This is a genomic window from Ruegeria sp. O5, from assembly GCF_056535105.1.
The window spans coordinates 487,342-506,150 of sequence record NZ_JBQERN010000001.1 but is presented as its reverse complement, the minus strand read 5'-3'; the positions used below and the strand labels follow the sequence as shown (position 1 = coordinate 506,150).

Annotated in this window: 15 protein-coding genes; 5 read left to right on the top strand and 10 right to left on the bottom strand. The window is 57.8% G+C overall.

The window, feature by feature from the left end; all coding sequences use genetic code 11:
* The first annotated feature begins 17 nt into the window (after positions 1–17).
* On the top strand, positions 18–3,476 hold the full coding sequence (gene mfd / locus ACR0M3_RS02475) for a transcription-repair coupling factor (RefSeq protein WP_480909549.1): 3,459 nt from the start codon (positions 18–20) through the stop codon (positions 3,474–3,476).
* A 145-nt stretch (positions 3,477–3,621) separates the two neighbouring features.
* Here mfd and ACR0M3_RS02470 read toward each other — a convergent pair whose 3' ends face one another.
* The 4 genes from ACR0M3_RS02470 to ACR0M3_RS02455 form a co-directional block, all read right to left on the bottom strand.
* Positions 3,622–5,280 carry a hypothetical protein gene (locus ACR0M3_RS02470; RefSeq protein ID WP_480909547.1) on the bottom strand — a complete coding sequence of 553 codons (1,659 nt, stop codon included), beginning with the start codon at positions 5,278–5,280 and terminating at the stop codon, positions 3,622–3,624.
* A 57-nt stretch (positions 5,281–5,337) separates the two neighbouring features.
* A complete protein-coding gene (locus ACR0M3_RS02465; protein WP_480564529.1) occupies positions 5,338–6,546 on the bottom strand; it encodes a multidrug effflux MFS transporter in 1,209 nt (402 codons plus the stop codon).
* Between the two features lie 76 nt (positions 6,547–6,622).
* A complete protein-coding gene (locus ACR0M3_RS02460) occupies positions 6,623–7,282 on the bottom strand; it encodes a DsbA family oxidoreductase (RefSeq protein WP_480584548.1) in 660 nt (219 codons plus the stop codon).
* The gene (locus ACR0M3_RS02455) at positions 7,279–8,796 is read right to left on the bottom strand and encodes a class I adenylate-forming enzyme family protein (RefSeq protein WP_480909545.1); all 1,518 of its coding nucleotides are present in this window, start codon (positions 8,794–8,796) and stop codon (positions 7,279–7,281) included. The genes ACR0M3_RS02460 and ACR0M3_RS02455 overlap by 4 nt, the downstream gene beginning before the upstream one ends.
* A 65-nt stretch (positions 8,797–8,861) precedes the next feature.
* Between ACR0M3_RS02455 and ACR0M3_RS02450 the strand changes: the two genes are divergently transcribed.
* Positions 8,862–9,485: a helix-turn-helix domain-containing protein gene (locus ACR0M3_RS02450; RefSeq protein ID WP_209503779.1), complete on the top strand. Its 624-nt coding sequence runs from the start codon at positions 8,862–8,864 to the stop codon at positions 9,483–9,485.
* On the opposite strand, the gene ACR0M3_RS02445 is transcribed toward ACR0M3_RS02450, so the two are convergent.
* Both ACR0M3_RS02445 and ACR0M3_RS02440 read right to left on the bottom strand, forming a co-directional pair.
* Positions 9,474–9,713 (bottom strand): hypothetical protein, encoded by a 240-nt coding sequence (locus ACR0M3_RS02445; protein ID WP_209503780.1) that lies wholly within the window; start codon positions 9,711–9,713, stop codon positions 9,474–9,476. The genes ACR0M3_RS02450 and ACR0M3_RS02445 overlap by 12 nt on opposite strands.
* Before the next feature lie 553 nt (positions 9,714–10,266).
* Entirely contained in the window at positions 10,267–12,084 is a 1,818-nt protein-coding gene (locus ACR0M3_RS02440) for an extracellular solute-binding protein (protein WP_480909543.1), read from the bottom strand.
* Positions 12,085–12,384: 300 nt separating this feature from the next.
* Between ACR0M3_RS02440 and ACR0M3_RS02435 the strand changes: the two genes are divergently transcribed.
* Together ACR0M3_RS02435 and ACR0M3_RS02430 are read left to right on the top strand one after the other, a co-directional pair.
* Positions 12,385–13,158: a 3-hydroxybutyrate dehydrogenase gene (locus ACR0M3_RS02435; RefSeq protein WP_480480719.1), complete on the top strand. Its 774-nt coding sequence runs from the start codon at positions 12,385–12,387 to the stop codon at positions 13,156–13,158.
* A 64-nt stretch (positions 13,159–13,222) separates the two neighbouring features.
* Complete coding sequence (locus tag ACR0M3_RS02430; protein ID WP_480909541.1) at positions 13,223–14,248, top strand: patatin-like phospholipase family protein; 1,026 nt, start codon at positions 13,223–13,225, stop codon at positions 14,246–14,248.
* On the opposite strand, the gene ACR0M3_RS02425 is transcribed toward ACR0M3_RS02430, so the two are convergent.
* The 3 genes from ACR0M3_RS02425 to ACR0M3_RS02415 form a co-directional block, all read right to left on the bottom strand.
* Positions 14,249–14,929, bottom strand: a complete 681-nt coding sequence (locus ACR0M3_RS02425; RefSeq protein WP_267365243.1) for a DUF502 domain-containing protein — start codon at positions 14,927–14,929, stop codon at positions 14,249–14,251. It abuts the gene before it with no gap.
* 65 nt (positions 14,930–14,994) lie between these two features.
* Positions 14,995–15,906 (bottom strand): pseudouridine-5'-phosphate glycosidase, encoded by a 912-nt coding sequence (locus ACR0M3_RS02420; protein WP_480480721.1) that lies wholly within the window; start codon positions 15,904–15,906, stop codon positions 14,995–14,997.
* A complete protein-coding gene (locus ACR0M3_RS02415) occupies positions 15,903–16,796 on the bottom strand; it encodes a PfkB family carbohydrate kinase (protein ID WP_480909539.1) in 894 nt (297 codons plus the stop codon). Before ACR0M3_RS02415 ends, ACR0M3_RS02420 begins: the two co-directional genes overlap by 4 nt.
* A 170-nt stretch (positions 16,797–16,966) precedes the next feature.
* On the opposite strand from ACR0M3_RS02415, the gene ACR0M3_RS02410 reads away from it, so the two are divergent.
* The gene (locus ACR0M3_RS02410) at positions 16,967–18,109 is read left to right on the top strand and encodes a hypothetical protein (protein WP_480909537.1); all 1,143 of its coding nucleotides are present in this window, start codon (positions 16,967–16,969) and stop codon (positions 18,107–18,109) included.
* Here the strand turns inward: ACR0M3_RS02410 and ACR0M3_RS02405 are convergent.
* Positions 18,106–18,726: a thiamine phosphate synthase gene (locus tag ACR0M3_RS02405; RefSeq protein ID WP_480553641.1), complete on the bottom strand. Its 621-nt coding sequence runs from the start codon at positions 18,724–18,726 to the stop codon at positions 18,106–18,108. The two genes, ACR0M3_RS02410 and ACR0M3_RS02405, sit on opposite strands and share 4 nt — an antisense overlap.
* Between the last annotated feature and the right edge of the window lie 83 nt (positions 18,727–18,809).

Below are 18,809 nucleotides of genomic sequence, written 5' to 3'. Positions count from 1 at the left end.
TTCTGAAAGGCGAGGCGATGAAGGCTCCGAACCACGTGACAGTTGGCGGCGCCCCCGAAGGGTTTGACGCGCAGCTGGTGCTGAACGAGATTGCCCGCAGCAAGGGGCCGGTGGCCCATGTCGCACGCGATGACAAGCGGATGGAAGCGATGCGTTCCGCACTGGCGTTCTTTGCGCCTCAGATGCCTGTCTTTGTGTTTCCGGGCTGGGATTGCCTTCCTTATGATCGGGTCTCGCCCAATGCGGATATCTCGGCGGCGCGCGTCGCTACTCTGGCGGCGCTGGTTCACCAGATGCCCCAACAGTATGTATTGCTGACCACGCTGAACGCCGCGACCCAACGCGTCCCGGCACGAGAAGTTTTGCGAGAGGCGGCGTTTACTGCCCGAGTTGGCCATCGCATAGATGAAACCGCGCTGCGAAACTTTCTGGTGCGTATGGGGTTCACACAAAGTCCAACGGTGATGGAACCCGGCGATTACGCCATCCGTGGCGGCATCATCGACATCTTCCCTCCGGGAGAGACGGGCCCGGTTCGGCTGGACCTGTTCGGTGACGTTCTGGACGGTGCGCGACGCTTTGATCCGGCGTCCCAGCGAACAACCGAAAAGCTGGACATCGTTGAACTTGCACCGGTGTCCGAAGTCATACTGGACGAGGCCGCCATAACCCGGTTCCGTCAGAACTATCGCATCGAGTTTGGTGCCGCCGGTACAGATGACCCATTGTATGAGGCCGTAAGCGCGGGCCGCAAACATCAGGGGATCGAACATTGGCTGCCGTTCTTCCACGAAAAGCTGGAGACACTGTTCGACTATTTGCCGGATGCGGTGATCACTGTCGATGATCAGGTGACGCCCGCGCGTCTGGCGCGTTGGGATACGATTGCCGATCAGTACGAAACCCGGCGACTGGCGCTGGAAAACCGATCCCGCATGGACACGGTCTATAAACCCACACCTCCGGGGTTGTTGTATCTTGACGATACCGCCTGGGAGGCGGCGGTCGCGGATCGTCGGGTTTTGCAGTTCAGCCCGCTGCCGCAAGCCTCTGGCCCCGGTGTCATCGATGCGGGCGGACGCATCGGGCGCAACTTTGCACCGGAACGCCAGCAGGAAAGCATCAGCCTGTTCGGTGCTTTGGCCAGTCACATCACTGCAAAGCTCGACAAAGGACCGGTGCTGATCGCCTCATATTCCGATGGCGCGCGGGAACGCCTGACCGGCCTGATCGAAGACGAAGGGTTGGCCGAGGCGATACATGTGGCCAATGGCACCCGCATTGGTAAACGCGGCTTGCACCTTGCCGTCTGGGCGTTGGAGCACGGGTTCGAAAGTCCTGATCTAACGGTGATCGCTGAACAGGATGTGCTGGGCGACCGGCTGATCCGTCAGCCCAAAAAGCGCCGCAAGGCCGAAAACTTTCTGACCGAAACCCAATCGCTCAGCCCCGGTGATCTGGTTGTTCACGTGGATCACGGCATAGGTCGTTACATGGGCATGGAGGTCGTCACCGCAGCTGGTGCTGCCCATGAATGCCTGTGGCTGGAATATGCCGAGCAGGCAAAGCTGTACCTGCCGGTCGAAAACATAGAATTGCTGTCGAAATACGGACATGACGAAGGTCTGCTGGACCGTTTGGGCGGCGGTGCATGGCAGGCAAAGAAGGCCAAGCTGAAAGAGCGCATCCGCGAGATGGCCGATAAGCTGATCCGCATCGCCGCTGAACGCGCGCTGCGCAAAGCCCCGGTCATGGATCCGCCGCCCCACGCGTGGGAGGAGTTCAGCGCGCGATTCCCGTATCAGGAAACCGAAGACCAGTTGCGGGCGATCTCGGATGTGATGGAAGATATCCATTCCGGCGCACCAATGGATCGTCTGATCTGCGGTGACGTCGGCTTTGGCAAGACCGAGGTTGCCATGCGTGCCGCATTTGTCGCAGCCATGTCGGGCGTTCAGGTTGCAGTTGTAGCGCCCACCACCCTGCTGGCCCGCCAGCATGCCGCGAGTTTCAGGGAACGCTTTCGGGGGTTCCCGCTGGAGGTGCGGCAATTGTCACGCTTTGTTTCGGCGAAAGAAGCCCAGCAAACCCGTGACGGGCTGGCCCGCGGGACAGTGGACATCGTGATCGGAACGCACGCGCTTTTGGCCAAGAACATACGGTTCAACAATCTGGGGCTTCTGATCATTGACGAGGAACAGCATTTTGGCGTGGGTCATAAGGAACGGCTGAAACAGCTGCGCTCAGACATTCACGTGCTGACCCTGACCGCGACACCGATCCCGCGAACGCTGCAACTGTCGTTGACCGGCGTGCGCGACCTGTCGATTATCGGAACACCTCCAATCGACCGACTGGCAATCCGCACTTATGTCAGCGAGTTTGATGCAGTCACAATCCGAGAAGCGCTGTTGCGTGAACACTATCGTGGGGGGCAGAGTTTCTATGTTGTACCGCGCATCTCGGACCTGCCTGAGATCGAAGAATATCTGAAAGACCAACTGCCTGAGCTCACTTACGTGGTTGCCCATGGCCAGATGGCAGCGGGTGAGCTCGATGATCGGATGAACGCGTTTTATGACGGCAAGTACGATGTGCTGCTGGCCACAACAATCGTCGAAAGCGGTTTGGACATCCCGACCGCAAACACGATGGTCGTGCACCGTGCGGACATGTTTGGCCTTGCCCAGCTCTATCAAATCCGGGGGCGCGTTGGGCGCTCGAAAACCCGTGCTTATGCTTACCTGACCACCAAACCGCGTCAGAAACTGACTGCTGCCGCCGAAAAACGCCTGCGTGTTCTGGGCTCGCTGGACACGTTGGGGGCCGGCTTCACTTTGGCCTCGCAGGATCTGGACATACGTGGTGCGGGCAACCTGTTGGGTGAAGAACAATCCGGCCAGATGCGCGATGTCGGTTATGAGCTTTACCAATCCATGCTGGAAGAGGCGATTGCCAAGATCAAAGCTGGCGAGATGGAGGGGCTGTCGGATGCGGACGATCAATGGGCCCCGCAGATCAATCTGGGTGTGCCGGTTCTGATCCCCGAGAACTATGTGCCAGATCTGGATGTGCGCCTGGGGCTCTATCGCCGCCTGTCATCGCTGTCGACAAAGGTCGAACTGGAAGGCTTTGCTGCGGAATTGATTGACCGTTTCGGTAAGTTGCCGAAGGAGGTGAATACCTTGATGCTGGTTGTGCGGATCAAGGCCATGTGTAAACGCGCCGGGATCGCAAAGCTCGACGGCGGGCCGAAAGGCGCAACCATCCAGTTTCACAATGACAAATTCGCTTCGCCGCAGGGACTGGTTGAGTTCATTCAAAATCAACGCGGTATGGCCAAGGTCAAGGACAACAAGATCGTCGTGCGCCGGGACTGGAAAAAAGACAGCGACAAGATCAAAGGGGCTTTTGCAATTGCCCGCGATCTTGCTGAAAAAGTGGTCGCCGCGCAGAAAAAGGTTAAAGCAGGTTGAGATGTGAGAGGGGGCTCTGCCCCCGCTGCGCGTTCCGCGCATCTCCCCCGGGATATTTACGGCCAGATGAAGAAGCGGATCCCTGCTTCATCTGGCTAAAAATATCCCCGCCGGAGGCATCGTGTGTCAGCACGATCAAGACATTTTAGCTACGCATTGCCGCCTGCGCACAGAAGCAGGACGCAGCTACCATCCGGTCGGCGCGGGCCAACGCCAGGTCGAGCCGCTGTTTGATCTGCAGGACTTCGACCTGTTCGCTGCGTGCCTTGAGGCAATCATAAAGGCCCTTCAAACTCCAGACGTTGTCAGGATGTATCGAGGCGCGACTTAGCGTGCCGCCCAAACCCAGATCTTCACGATAGACGTTTTCAGCTTCGGACAGTCGTCCTTGTTCGAAAAGAAGCGCCCCAAGCGCGTGGCGGGTCGGCTGCATCCACCCCCAGGGTTCGTCATAGGGCAAGGTATCGTCCAGCTCGACCGAGCGGCGCAGATGGGCAAAAGCGATTTCAAAGTTGCCCTTGCGGTACTCGATCTCACCGCGCAGCATTTCCCGCGCAATTTCCAGCAGGTCAATCACACGGTTGTTGTGCAGTCTGCGTGTTTCCGGAACGCATTCCTTGGCAGCAAGGAACAGATTTTCTTCGGCCTCGGCATTGGCGATATCACCGGTTGCTGCATGAGCGATGGCGCGCGCGTAGTGCGTTGTGGCGGTCAGAGTACGGAACAGGTCAGGATCTGAGGGCAGTTTCAGTGCCTTAGCCTCGTCCCAGCGGCCAAACCGGATCAGGATGTGAGGGCCCATGGACATGTAGCTTTCGAAGTAATCGGCCATCGGGGGGCTTTCGATGCGCAGCAATTCTTCGGGCGTTGTATCCCACAATCCCTGATTTGCACGTAGGGCGGGTTCGATCTGTCCAAGAAAAAGCGCACCGTAGATGGCAAAGTGATAATTGTGCTGGCGATAGCCTGTGTAAATGTTGAACGCGCCTTCGCGTTCGTAATACTTCTGGTCGGCTTCCGAGGCTTTCTCGTTCCAGTGCACAACGTTGTGGTAATGTCCGCAGAGCAAATCGATATGTGTCGGCATATGTACCAAGTGGCCTGCATCCGGAACCAATGTGCGCAGGACATCCCCTGCTTTCAGGGCTTTTTCTGGTGTTGGAGACATCTCCATCAGATGAACATAGAGGTGCAGCAGGCCCGGGTGAGACATCGCAGACGGATCGTTCGCCATGGCCCATTCAAGCGCATCTTGCGCTTCCTTCGTTGCCGCGCCCTGGGCGGGTTGACCCGTTTCCAGATCCCACATTTTCCACGGTGTCAGGTTCAGCAGTGCTTCGACATAGATGGTACGCAAGTCAAGGTGGTCCGGGTGCGCCGCAAATGCCGCGCGCATCGCGTCGGCAAAACCGTGGTCCCATTGGTGCATGTCCTCAACCGGACCGCGTTGCGGGTAACGCGCAGGCAAGGCCTGAATTAAGGCCTGTTCGACGGCAGTGCATCCTGCGAGCAGGCTAAGAGCTTTCTGCATCGCGTCGTAAGCCCGTGACAACGCTTCTTCCCGACCTCTCTCATCCAGCAGGTCCCAGGGGAGGTTGTAGTTTGGTCCGGCGGCATACGCGACACCCCAATGGGCCATCGCGCAGTTCGGATCATGCTCGGCCGCGCGTTGGAAACAGACAACCGCTTCTTCGTGGTTGTAGCCGTATGTCCAGTTCAGCCCTCGGTCGAACCACAGCTGAGCTTCGGGACTGGAAGTGGAAACTGGGCAGGAATAGCTGCCCAGATCGTAATAGTCGTTCATCGCAGTTCCTCCCGTAAGTTCAGGGTAGGATAGCGTGATTCACCCGCAATTCACAGGTCAGGCAGGCAGCCTTTCTTCGATGCGACCCATGTGGATCATCAGGCCAAACGCCAGAACGCACATACTCAGGATGCCAATTGTTAAAGGCGCGATGGACCCGTTGAACAGAAGCCCGATCGGGGCGGCGATTGCCGCGGCCAGTACGGTTGAAATCGACCCGACAACCGACGCGGCCATGCCCGCGATGTGGCCCATGGGTTCCATGGCAATGGCATTCAGATTGCCGATGGTTACACCAGCCATGAAAAAGACCATCGTCTGCCAGAAGACAAACAGGGCAAATGACATATCGGGCGAAAGGTTCGCCATGTTCAGGATGATGACGACAGACGTGATGGCAATCTGCGCGCCGAAGGCAAAAGTCACCATCCGGCGCATCCCGACACGCACCACCAAAGCCGCGTTCAAAAGGCTGGCCGAACCTGACATCAGGGCGACAAATCCGAACCAGAAGGGAAAGCTGTCGGCCCGATCATGGATCACATCATAGACCGGTTGCACCATAGTCAGCATGGTGAACAAGGTCCCCATGCACAAGGTTTGCACGAAGATAGACAAGCGCACAGTGGGATGCGCAAACATTTCGTTTACAGCCGCAATCATCAGATGCAGACGGAAGGGGCGGCGGTCCTCGACAGCCAGAGATTCGGGAAGTCGTGTGCTCATCCACAACACGACGATCAGAGCAAACAGGATAAAGGATACGAAGATCCCGCGCCAACCGAAGAGAACGATAACACCAGCGCCCAGCATCGGAGCCGCTGCTGGTACCAACGTAAAGATCATCATGGCAATCGAGATGATGCGTGCCATTTCCCGGCCCGAATACAAGTCACGCGTGATGGCCATCGCCACGACACGAGGCCCGGCAGCGCCCAGACCCTGCACAACACGCGCAATCAGTACCAGTTCCAGCGAAGAACTGGCCCAGGCAACAGCCGAAGCCGCAATGTACAAAAGCGCACCGCAAAAGATCACTGGCTTGCGCCCCAGCGCATCCGATAGCGGGCCGGTAAAGAATGTACCGATACCCATTCCCAGAACGAAGGATGTCAAGATCAGTTGGGCGCGATTGACGTCATCAGGGCTAAGCTGCGCGCCGATTTCAGGCAGGGCGGGCAGCATTGAATCGATCGAAAACGCGATAGTGGCGAACATCATTGCGATCAGCGCAATGAATTCCGCCTTCGACATGCGGTTGGCCATGAAGCACTCCTAACCTGTTCGCGCTATCATGGCGGGTCAGGTTAGACCAGACTGGAAATTCGCACAGACCTCTGTGCTATTCTGCAGGATAAGTGTCAAGTTGAGACATGATTTCAGCGATCACTTTCTCCCACATTTCAGGCGGTTGAGCACCCGGAACGGCATGTTGATTGGCAACAATGTAGGTCGGGACCGAGCTGACGCCCATTTCACGAGAATGAGTATCGCGGTTGCGAATATCCTCGCGATCAGCGTCGGATTTCAGCAGCTTCATGACCACCGCAGCGTCCATTCCGGCACTGTCTGCGATGTCGGACAGGACCTCGGGGTCGCCGATATCGCGGGCCTGAACGAAGTAGGCATCGAATAGCGCATCGACGACAGCATTCTGTTTGCCTTCGATCCCGGCCCAATGGATCAGGCGATGTGCATCCAGAGTATTGGGTGTGCGTTTCATGCCTTCGAAGTCGATCTTCAGACCAGCGTTTTCAGCGTGTTCAACCACGGGCGCATAAGCACGTACGGCACCGTCCTTGCCACCGAACTTGCGTTCCAGATATTCGCGACGATCCATACCTGCGTCCGGCATATCAGGGTTCAACTGAAACGGATGCCATTCGATGACAAAAGGGTGCTCGGGCACATTGGCCAATGCTTTGTCCAGATGCGTTTTGCCGATATAGCACCACGGGCAGATCGGATCGGACAGGATGTCGAGCTTGACGGTCTGGGTCATGTGGCTGGTGCCTCGAAATAGGCCGGCAACGCCCGGCGCAGGAGTTTGCCATTGCCACCGGTGGGCAGCGCAGACAGGTGGATGAAGGCGCGTGGTTGTTTGTAACGTGCCAAGTTTGCCTCGACATAGGTGCGCAGGGCTGCATCGTCCAGCTTTTCCGGGCCGGTATAGAAGGCTGCTATCACAAATGTGTCCGGTTTGACCTCGACCGCGGCCGCGCCGACCTGCGTGATGCCGGGAAAACGGGACAGGGCGGCTTCGACCTCGACCGGGGACACGCGGTAGCCTCCGGCATTCATCATGTCGTCGTCCCGGCCCAGATAACTGATCTGGCCGTCCACTGCCATTGCCCCTTGATCTCCGGTCAGGAACCATTCGCCTTGCATCCGGGTTTCAACTTCATCCGGCGCATTGAGGTAGGTCAGCATCAATCCAGCGTCAGACCGATGAATGGCGATGGTGCCTTCTTGCCCCTGCGGCACCGGGCCGTCCGGGCCCAGAATGGCCACGCGACGACCCGGTTGCGGGTGCCCCAATGCGTCGCCGCGTGCGGGATGGGCCGGGCTGGAGGATATGAAGGTCGAGCATTCAGACATGCCATAGGCTTCGAACAACTCCGTACCGGTGGCGCTTAACCATTTCTCGTGCAGGGCGCGCGAAAGCTTTTCCCCCGCGCATAAACCGTGGCGCAGGTCAGGTAAGCTGATTTGCTCATACTCTTGCACCAATTTGCGAAAGACCCCCGGTGCCGCCGCAAAGATCGTTGCGCGATGCTGGCGGAGCAGAGCAGGCAGGGCGGTGATCGCTGTTCCCGGTTCCGGGATCAAGGCGGTTGCGCCGATGGTCCACGGGTCCATCAGCCCGGTGCCAAGTGTATAGGTCCAGTTGAACGCACCGGCGTGACACAGCCGATCGGACGCGCGCAGACCATACCAACCATCGACCATCATCTGCCGCGCCCAGATGGCCCGATGGGCGTGGGCCACGGCACGCGGACTGCCCGACGTTCCCGAGGTGTAGACGACATATGCCATACGCTCGGGGTTACCCAGGTCATAACTGGCGGGTGGAAGGTCGCGCATGGCCTTTAATGCATCCAACTCGATCTGTCTGGGATGAGGCGCGCATGAGACAGCGGGATCACGAAGAACCGCAGCCGGGGACAAATCGTCTATCATTCTGGCGGTTTCGGGTTCCGTCAGTTGCGACGATGTCGGCACCGGAATGATACCCACTGAAATCGCGCCCAGATAGGCAATCGGGAAGTCCACTGTATTGCCGAGCCGCATCAGAACGGTATCGCCGGGTGTCAGACCTGCTTGCAGCAATCCTGTGCCAGTGCCCAATACGGCGGATTGCAGGTCGCGATAGGTCCAGTCCTGCGCGCCGTGGGGCATTAATACCGACAAAGCCACTTTGTCGGGGACCTGATCCGCGCGGCCAAGGACGTGCGCCGCCAGATTGAAGGGTGCTGGGCAGGGCGCGGGCGCACCCTGATCGAAGACAGATAACATGGCCATTGGCTAACGCGGTGTCTGGCGCGTTGCAAGCGCGGCTGGCCAAGCCTATAGAGAATGGCATGAGCACCCAAGATCCCAAATCCCTGATCCGAATTGCCCGCGATTCCGGCGATCACACCGAAGTTGAACCGCTGGACCTTGGCGCGCGCGTGCGCGAATTGCGAAAAGCGCGGAAATGGACGCTGGAGCAGGCCGCCAGCCAGGCCGGTTTGGCCCGTTCGACCCTCAGCAAGATCGAGAACGGGCAGATGTCACCAACCTATGACGCGCTCAAAAAGCTTGCGGTTGGCTTGGAAATCTCGGTGCCTCAGCTTTTCACACCGCCGCAGCGGGATCAGGTCATCGGACGGATGGCGATTACCAGGATGGGCGAAGGGGCGGCCCATGCGACAACGACCTACGAGCATGAGTTGCTGGCCGAAACCCTGACCAAGAAACACATGCTGCCCTACCGCGCGCGGGTTCGGGCACGGTCCATGGACGAATTCGACGGCTGGGTGCGCCACGATGGCGAAGAGTTCATGTATGTTCTGACTGGTGTTGTCCGGCTCTATACCGAGTTCTATGAGCCGGTCGAAATGCGTAGGGGTGACAGCGCCTATTACGATGGCAGCATGGGCCATAACGTAATCTCCGTCAGTGACGAAGATGCGACAATCCTTTGGGTCACATCACTTGCTTAGCGACGCGCGGCAGAATTCTCTGTTCAGACCTTCGGTGAACAGGAAATCTTCGACCTCTTCATGAGCTTCGTTCATGGTTAACTGGTGACGCTCTGCCAGATAGGCTTCGAACCCTTTACGATCTTTTGATACGCGCATCATGTCCTGGTCACGCAAATTCGGAAAACGCCGCTTTGCACGTGCGTAGGCCGCATTCCAGTCTTGTGTCAGATCCGTCCAGTTCATCATGTATGAGCTTTCCTTATGTAGCGTTTAGGACTGCTCTCCCCCTCTTTAGGGTACGTAATGGGTGCCGTTAGGGAAGACATGACAAAATGTCGCAGCATGCCACTGCATTCCTTTTACAAGATTGTGCCTCTGCAATACCTGCCGCAACAGGGCGGCAGGCTTGAAACTGTTTAAAGCACCTGCGGATCAGGAGATCTGTTTGGTGCGGAACCGGGTATTCCCGGCGCGCGAGTTGTAAAGGCGACCTCCATCTTTGGGCTATGTCTAAATACCGCGATTCAATGCAGCTTTTAACGTTGACCGAAGCAGGCTGAAGGTGCGTCTCATGGGATCATCCGGCATCCGATATGGCCTGCATCTGATGCTGCGACCTGCTGTCGCGAAACGTATCCCTAGTGTGACGGCCATGTGCTGAATTCCGCCGACAGGCGTGGTTTTCCGGGGCCAATCGTGCTGGAAGCGCGAAGGAATCGCGTTTTTCAAGGGGTCCGCCAACACCGTGCGGAGAACAGCCGGTGTCGTGCAAAGCCCGGCTGCCCTGATGTTCAAGTGATTACCCGGCGTCGTACCACCACACTTCCGGCATGTATTGCGGTCCGTCGCCATAGATTGGCACAGTCTCAGGGAACTTGAGCTCGCGGATATGGGCAATCCGCCCAACATCAAAACTCCAGATCGGGATGACATAGCGACCGGCCGTCAGAACCCGGTCAAGCGCGCGGGTTGCAGCGGTAAAATCTTCAGGTGTTTCCGAGGCAAGCATGGCGTCAATCATCGCATCAACAGCAGGTGAGGCCACGCCCATCAGGTTGCGTGTACCGGGTGTGTCCGCGTTCTCGCTTCCCCAATACAAACGCTGTTCGTTGCCTGGAGACAGTGAAAGAGCACGCCGGAAAGGCGTAACATCAAAATCCAGTTCCCCGGTGCGCCCGACATACTGCGCGTTGTCGACCTGTTCCGTCATGACCTGAATGCCAAGTCGTTCCAGCGCGCGGGAATAAATCTCGACCACCGACGCCATCTCGCTATCCCCCTGCTGTAGCAAGACCGTCATTTTGAACGGGTCACCATTCGTGTTGCGCAGAACCCCGTCCTGAACGGTCCAACCCGCTTCGGTCAACAGTTTGGTGGCTTTGCGAATATTTGCGCGGTTGCGGGCTGAACCGTCGCCCTTCGGCAGATCATACCCCTCCAGCGTGCCGGGGATCAGATCCGAGGCAAAGGGTTCCAGCAGGGCTTTTACCTGCCCTTGGGCCGGTCCGGGCTGCATGGCCAAGTCTGAGCCCGAGAAGTAGGACGTAATCCGTGGCTGCGCCCCACCAGTGATCGTGTCGTTGATGAACTCGAAATTGAAGGCCAGCGTCAGGGCCTCGCGAACGCGCCAGTCGTCGAACGGGGCCTTGCGGGTGTTCATCACGAACCCGGTCATGCCTGACGGTTTGCCATGCGGGATCTCGGTCTTGATGACATCGCCGCGCTGAACGGCGGGGAAGCTGTATTGCGTGTCCCATTTGTCGCCGTTGAACTCACGCACCGCTGATAGCTCACCGGCTTTGAAGGCTTCGAACAGGACGCTGCCGTCGCCGTAGAACTCGATCCGCATTTCATCCAGATTCATGGTGCCGCGACGGAACGGGATATCCTGCCCCCAATATTCGGGGTTGCGACGAAGGTTCACATAGCGCCCCGCCTCATAGCTTTCGATCACATAAGGGCCGGTGCCGATTGGGACATCGTGCAAAGCGGCGTCGGCAAATTCCTTGTCCTGCCACTGCGCCTTTTGCAGGATCGGACGCATCCCTGCGAGAAGGGCAAGTTCGCGATCCGGCACGTTGAAAGTAATCCGAACCGAACGCGGGCCAGTCTGTTCGATCCTGTCGATCTTGTCCCAAAAACCGCGATAGCGCAGATGCCCCTGAGTACCGAGCGTATCGTATGACCAGATCACGTCGTCAATCGTGACCGGGGTGCCGTCAGAAAAACGGGCCTCTTCCCGTAGGGTAAATTCAACCCACGACCGGTCCGGAGCCGTCTCAACTGATTCGGCTAACAGCCCGTAAAGTGTGAAAGGTTCGTCCCAGGATCGCCCCATCAGGCTTTCATGGGTCCAAAAAGGCAATTGCCAGGGCGAGGTGCCTTTTTGCAAAAACGGGTTCAGGCTGTTATAGCCGCCGGTATTTCCGAAAACGACTTTACCGCCTTTTGGCGCATCGGGGTTGGCATAGGGTAGGGACACAAAATCCGGTGGTAGGGCCGGGTCCCCATACATAGCTATGCCATGAGACGATTCTGCATGGGCGACAGAGATCATGAAAATGCTGGCGATTCCCGCCACAAGTGGTCGAAACGGTCGGAGAAAATCCGGGCTCATTTTGGAAACAATCCTGCTCTGGCCTTATTTTGTTGGGATTCACCGTAGTGATGATTTTTCATATTATCAAACTTTTAGCTTGGACGAAGGCGTGGAATTGCTTATAAAGGATGCACTGCTCGATAGGTTTCTTGCCTGTATGAAACCTGCCTCAATAACTTAACGCCCGCTTCGTGCGGGCGTTTTTTTTGGCTGCTTGAGAAGTGTCAGGCTGGGATTTCAGGCAGGTGTGTTTCCCCGTTTTCTTTGCAGGTGCAGCATGGCATTGTGCACCAAATCATCGCTTCAGGGAGAACGGTCATGAGCCTTTCCGGCAAAACAGCAATCATCACGGGATCTAATTCTGGCATCGGTCTGGGGGTCGCGCGCGAGCTGGCGAAGGCCGGAGCAGATGTTGTCCTGAATTCCTTTACGGACCGAGACGAAGATCACGCGCTGGCCGCTGAGATTGCCAAAGAGACCGGAACCAAAGCGCGTTACATCAAGGCGGACATGTCAAAAGGCGAAGAGTGCCGGGCGCTGATTAAGCAGGCCGGAGCTTGCGACATACTTGTGAACAACGCGGGCATTCAGTTTGTGTCCCCGATCGATCAGTTTCCGGCGGAAAAATGGGATGCGATTATTGCGATCAACATGAACTCGGTCTTTCACACGACGGCTGCCGCACTGCCGATGATGCGCAAGGCGGGTTGGGGTCGTATCGTGAATATCGCCTCGGCCCACGGCCTGACGGCGTCGCCATTCAAGGCAGCCTATGTTGCCGCCAAGCACGGGGTGGTGGGGATGACCAAGACCGTTGCGCTGGAAACCGCGCAAGAACCTATCACCTGCAACGCCATTTGCCCGGGCTATGTGCTGACACCCCTGGTCGAGGCCCAAATCCCGAACACGATGAAAGAATACAATATGAGCCGCGAGGAGGTTGTAAAAAACGTGCTTCTGGAACGGCAACCGTCCAAGGAATTCGCCACGGTTGAGCAACTGGGCGGGACAACCATTTTCCTGTGCTCGGACGCGGCGGCGCAGATCACGGGAACCACGATTTCTGTCGATGGCGGCTGGACCGCCTTGTGATTGGCCTTGGGGGCGCTGCCCCCAAACCCCCGGAGTATTTCTGAAAAGATGAAGGGTGAGGGCGGTGATACGGATCAATCTGGCTTTGCAGGGCGGCGGTGCGCATGGGGCATTCACCTGGGGTGTGCTTGACCGACTGCTGGATGAGGAAGACATCGAGGTTGCCGCGATCACCGGAACATCCGCCGGTGCGTTGAACGGTGCGGCGTTCAAATCGGGGATGGTTCATTCAGGACGTGAGGGTGCGCGCGCGCAGCTGGACGGGCTTTGGAGGCGTATGGGTGCGATTGGAGACATGCGTATAGCCATTTGGTTTCGCGGGTTGGAACCGGCCGCAATCGCGCAGGCGATGGAATATTCGGTGCCGTTTTCAATCGGTGATGCCTGGTCGCGGATGGTGTCGCCTTATGCCTATGGTCCATTCTACAGCAATCCGCTGGAGCCGGTGGTGGACAGGTTCAATTTTGCGGAAGTATGCGCCGATGCGGGACCCCGCCTGTTTGTGTGCGCCACCTGCGTTAGAAGTGGGAAAATCCGCGTCTTTACTGGCGAGGAGGTCTCGACAGATGCCATTCTGGCTTCAGCTTGCCTGCCGACCCTGTTCAAGGCAGTCGAGATATTTGATCCAAAGACGAACCGGATCGAAGCCTACTGGGATGGCGGTTATACTGGTAATCCGGCGCTCTATCCGCTGTTCAACAATGACCTGCCGGATGATGTAGTGATCGTGAATATCAACCCGTTAGAGCGCGACGCGGTACCGGTCACACCGCAGCAGATCCAGAACCGGATCAACGAGATCAGCTTCAACTCATCCCTGTTTCGCGAATTGCGGGCAATCAGCTTTGTTCAGCGGCTTCTGAAAGAGGGCAAGCTGAAGGCCGGGGACATGAGCCGCGTTCTGGTGCATATGATTGCGGATAACGAGTTGATGAGCAGCCTGTCTGTTGCCACCAAAACCGTGCCCAACCCGGTTATTTTGCACAAGCTGAAACAGGCGGGGCGGGCGGCAGCGGATCGTTTTCTGGCCAAGCACAAGAGTGATCTGGGCCAGACCAGTACAGTCGATCTGCCGACCATGTTCGGTTAATCACTCGGGTGGTTGCGTAGGGTCTTTTTCGTTAGGATAAACGAGCCCGGCCGAGATCACCAGTTTCGCGGCATCCTCAATTGTCATGTCCAGCAAAATTACGTCTTCCGCCGGGAAAAACAGCAAAAAGCCCGAGGTCGGGTTGGGGGTGGTCGGAACAAAGACGCTGAGCAGCTCTCCTCCGGTCTCTGCGCGTTTGCTGATTTCGCCCCTGGCGGTTGTCGAGACAAACCCAATGGCCCAGATTCCGCGGCGGGGGTACTGGATCAGGCATGCCTTTTCAAAGGACCGTTCGGTTTGGGCAAATACTGTTTCCGAGATCTGTTTGATCCCCGAATAGATTGAGCGGACGACCGGCATCCGATCTACCACGCTTTCGGCGAACAGGATCAGGGACCGGCCCAGAATGCCTTTGGCGATCCACCCTACAATCACGGTAAAGATCAGGAAGATCACGACGCCCACACCGCGCAGGTTGATACCAACGTATTGTTCCGGTTGGAACTGATGAGGCACCAGTGGCAAAACGGCACTGTCGATCCAGCCGACTACCGACCAAATCAGCCAAACCGTCAGCCAGACCGGTGCAATGACAACGAGGCCGGTCAGGAAAGATGCGCGCAGCCGTGCCAGCATGCCAGGGCGGCGATGATGCGGTTCTTCGTCGAACGGTGTATTCATCTTGGTTCCGAGTGGTTATCGGGATTTAGGTAGTCAATCGGTATCCATGGCACAATAGGCTTGCGTTATCCCTGTTCTGCCAGTGCCCGTGCAATCGCCGCCGCAAGGCGCGCATTGTTGCGCACGAGGGCAATGTTGGCGGTCAGCGAACGTCCTTCGGTCTTTTCAAAGATACGTTGCAGCAGATAGGGCGTTACATCTTTTCCGGTGATCCGATGCGCATCTGCATCAGCCTGTGCCTCGGCGATGATGGGGGCCAGTATTTCGGCAGGGATCTGATCCGAGATCGGGATCGGGTTGGCCACCAGCTGCCCGCCGGGCAGGCCCAACGCGCGACGGGTTGCATGGGCCTTGGCGATAGCCTCTGGAGTGTCCATGCGCAGGGGGGCGGCATAGGGTGATTTTGCAGACCAGAAGGCAGGAAACGCATCCTGGCCATGGGCGATGACGGGCACACCCAGCGTTTCCAAAACCTCAAGAGTTTTGGCCAGATCAAGGATGGCCTTGGCCCCGGCAGCGACGACAGTGACTGGAGTATGGCCAAGTTCGTGCAGATCAGCCGAGATGTCGAACGTCGTCTCAGCCCCCTGATGCACGCCACCGATGCCGCCGGTGGCAAATACCTCGATCCCGGCATAATGCGCGGCGATCATGGTGGCGGCGACGGTTGTGGCTCCGGTACCACCGGTCGAGATGCAGGCCGCCATATCCGCACGCGAGATTTTGGCAACGCCTTGCGCCTGACCCAGCCATTGCAACTGGTCCGGCTCGAGCCCCACATGCAACTTGCCTTCAATCACCGCCATGGTTGCCGGAACCGCCCCCGCATCGCGGATGTCCTGTTCGACCTGAGCCGCAACTTCGACGTTTTGCGGGTAGGGCATGCCGTGGGTGATGATGGTGCTTTCCAGCGCAACGATGGGATGGCCCGCGTCCTTGGCGGCGCGGACCTCGGCAGAATATTGGATGTCGATCACAGTGGGGTTTCTCCGGAAACGTAGGTTGCTGCGGCATGCAGAGCGCGGGTCAGAGCCTCGTCACTTGATGCGCCGCCGGATTCTGAGGCGATATGAGCCGCCATGAAGGTATCCCCGGCACCGGTCACACGGGTGACCAGAACGGAGGGGGGTGTTTGGGTCAGAATTTCGTCTGAACTACCGACCGTGGCCGAGCTGCCGCCATCGGTGACCAGCACGCGTAGCGCGCCACGATCCAGAAGGCCTTTTGCGGCAGATTCAGAATCGGTGAATTCGCGCTGGCACAATATTCCTGCCTCTTCGAGGTTCACATAAAGCGTGGCGCGGGCGTGTTTCAGGAAGGGCAATAGGCGCTCGGCCTTACCGGGCGAGGCCGGGGCAACACGCAGATCGGCACGGGCGAAAGCAGGGCTTTGGGCGATTTCTTCCAGCAGGTTCAGGGTCAGGTTGCCGTCAAGTGCAATGGAGCCCTCAAAGGGCATGTTTTCATGACCAAGCGGGCCGTGCATCAGCGGACGCAGGATCTTTGCGCCAGCGGCTTCCAGCGAATGCGCGTCGGCAATGGCCGCGATCAACCCGTTGGCACCTTCGACGGCCATATACCGGTCGGTTGGCAGGTCCTGCGAGCGATAGATGTGATCCGTGATCATGCCGAGGCGGGAGCAGGCATGAATCAGTTCGTCGCCCTCGGGGTCACGACCGATGGCAGTCAGCAGGGTGGGCGTCATACCAAAACGCACCAGCGTCATGGCTATGTTCATCGCAACACCACCCGGCAGGCGAGTAATCCGGCCGGGCACGTCCGAGCCATGCCGCATGGCACTGGCTGATCGTCCGATCACGTCCCACAGGACCGAGCCGATACACAGGATATTACTGTTCTGAGTCATAAAGGACGTCATGCCGCAGCGGTGATGCCCATGCAAGTCAGAACGTTACCGCAATCAGAGATTTACGATCCACAGGTCCGATATACCCTTTGGGCTTGCGATCTGCGGCCTTCGCGGGAACAATCGAAAGCAATGATTGGTGATTTGATTTTCCTGTTGGAGCTTTTCGTATGAATGGCCCTGCTTTCCGCGCCATCTTTCGAACCCTCAAAACCTGTGCCCTAAGTTTTTTTGTTCTTGCAACTTTATATCCCGGATCGGGCAGGGCGCAATCCGCCCCGCCGACCGTTGTTGATTTCTGGATCAAGTCCAACACTCTGTTTCTTGAATTGAAATGGAATGCCGAGGCCATGTTGACCGGGAACAATCCCGCGCAGCCCGCTGCGTTTTCCAACGATCCAAACTACAAATCCTTGCGGCGAGTGGTTTCGTCTGAGCTGGAACCCCAGATCAAAGAGTTCGTTCATCTCTGGAAACAAAATCTTGTCGTGGAGGCACCAGAGCGATTGAGTTTGTCTTATGAAGGCGTGCGTATCCCTGTTGTGGGAGATACGGAGAAAGTGCGGGTTTCCAAACTGTTGCTGACTGCTCCTTTGCCCGATCAGGCGTCAAACCTGCGTCTGACCTGGCCGTCAGAAAGCGGACCAATCGTTCTGCGACAGCAAAATGTCGCGGCGCCATACACCGGGTATTTGGCTGCCGGTGAAGCCAGCCCGCTGATCCCCTTGCAAGGCGGGGCGTCTCTGACAACGCAACAAACATTGCAGACATATTTCACAAAAGGGGTCGATCAGTTTCTCCGAAACCCAATTAAGCCATCCATTCTTGTTTTGGCGCTAGTGTTTCTGTCTTTGAAATTGCGCCCGGTGGTATCTCAACTGATGTTCCTGTCAGCGGGCGCCCTGATCGGGCTTGGGCTGGGATTGTATGGCGTATTGGATGCAGGAAAAGTGAGCGAGGCCCCTGTTCTGGTTGCTTCGACCATCGTTCTGGCGCTGTGGAACCTGGTTGCCCGGCGATTGCAGGTCTGGCGTTTGTTGGCGGTTCTCGCCATTGGCGGTTTTCAAGGTCTGGTAATTGCCTCGAACCTGATCGGGATCGGGGTGCCACCAGATCATTTGCCCCCGGCCATCCTGGGCTTTGGCGCCGGGAGTATTCTGCCGCTTGTTGTTGTGGCCCTTGCTGGGCTTGCTCTGTCGCTTTTGTTTTCTGGCGGCTCGCACCGAACCCGAGGCCGGATATCGGTTCTGGCCTCGATGTTGATTGCAGGTGCCGGTGTCTTTTGGATTGTCGAGCCTTGGGTGCTGGGTTAAGGCAACGCCGCCAGCAGCGTTTTCAGCGCCGCCAGCGGATCGTCACTGCCCCAGATCTCATCGCCAATGCCAAAGAAATCAGTGCAGGGGGCCAGGTCGCGGATCAATTCTGGTGTCAGCCCACCTTCGGCCACAACCGGAACCTCGATCATCTCGGACCACCATTGGAACAGATCCTTTTCGGCGCGGGTCCCATCCCTCAGTTTGGCTGAGCCGACAGGACCGAAGGCCACATAATCCGCTCCGTTTTCGCCAGCAGTCATACCATCATGGCTCGACGCGCCGCAAAAGCTTCCGACGATTGCATCAGCGCCCAGTTCCTTGCGCGCGGTGCGGACCGAGCGTGCAGCATCATCCAGGTGCACCCCGTCCAGCCCCAGACGCTGCGCCAGCAATACATGGTTCGAGATTACGATGGCCACGTCGCGCGCGTGGGCGATTTCACGGCAAGCGTCGGCCGCGCGAGCGATGGTATCTTCGTCACTTCCGGCCAACGCGAGGCGGACACAGGCAATCTCGACCCCGTCCAGCACAGTCGCCAGCTTGTTCGTGAACGTGCTCAACTCGATGGTCGGAGGCGTGATCAGGTAAATCTGCGGCTGCTCGGGGGTGTCCATGGGCGCGTCCTTCGGCTTTCAGTCTTTGGCGCGGTTTAGCGGATTGCGGCTGGGAAGCAAACTTTTATGGTCAAGAGCCTGCA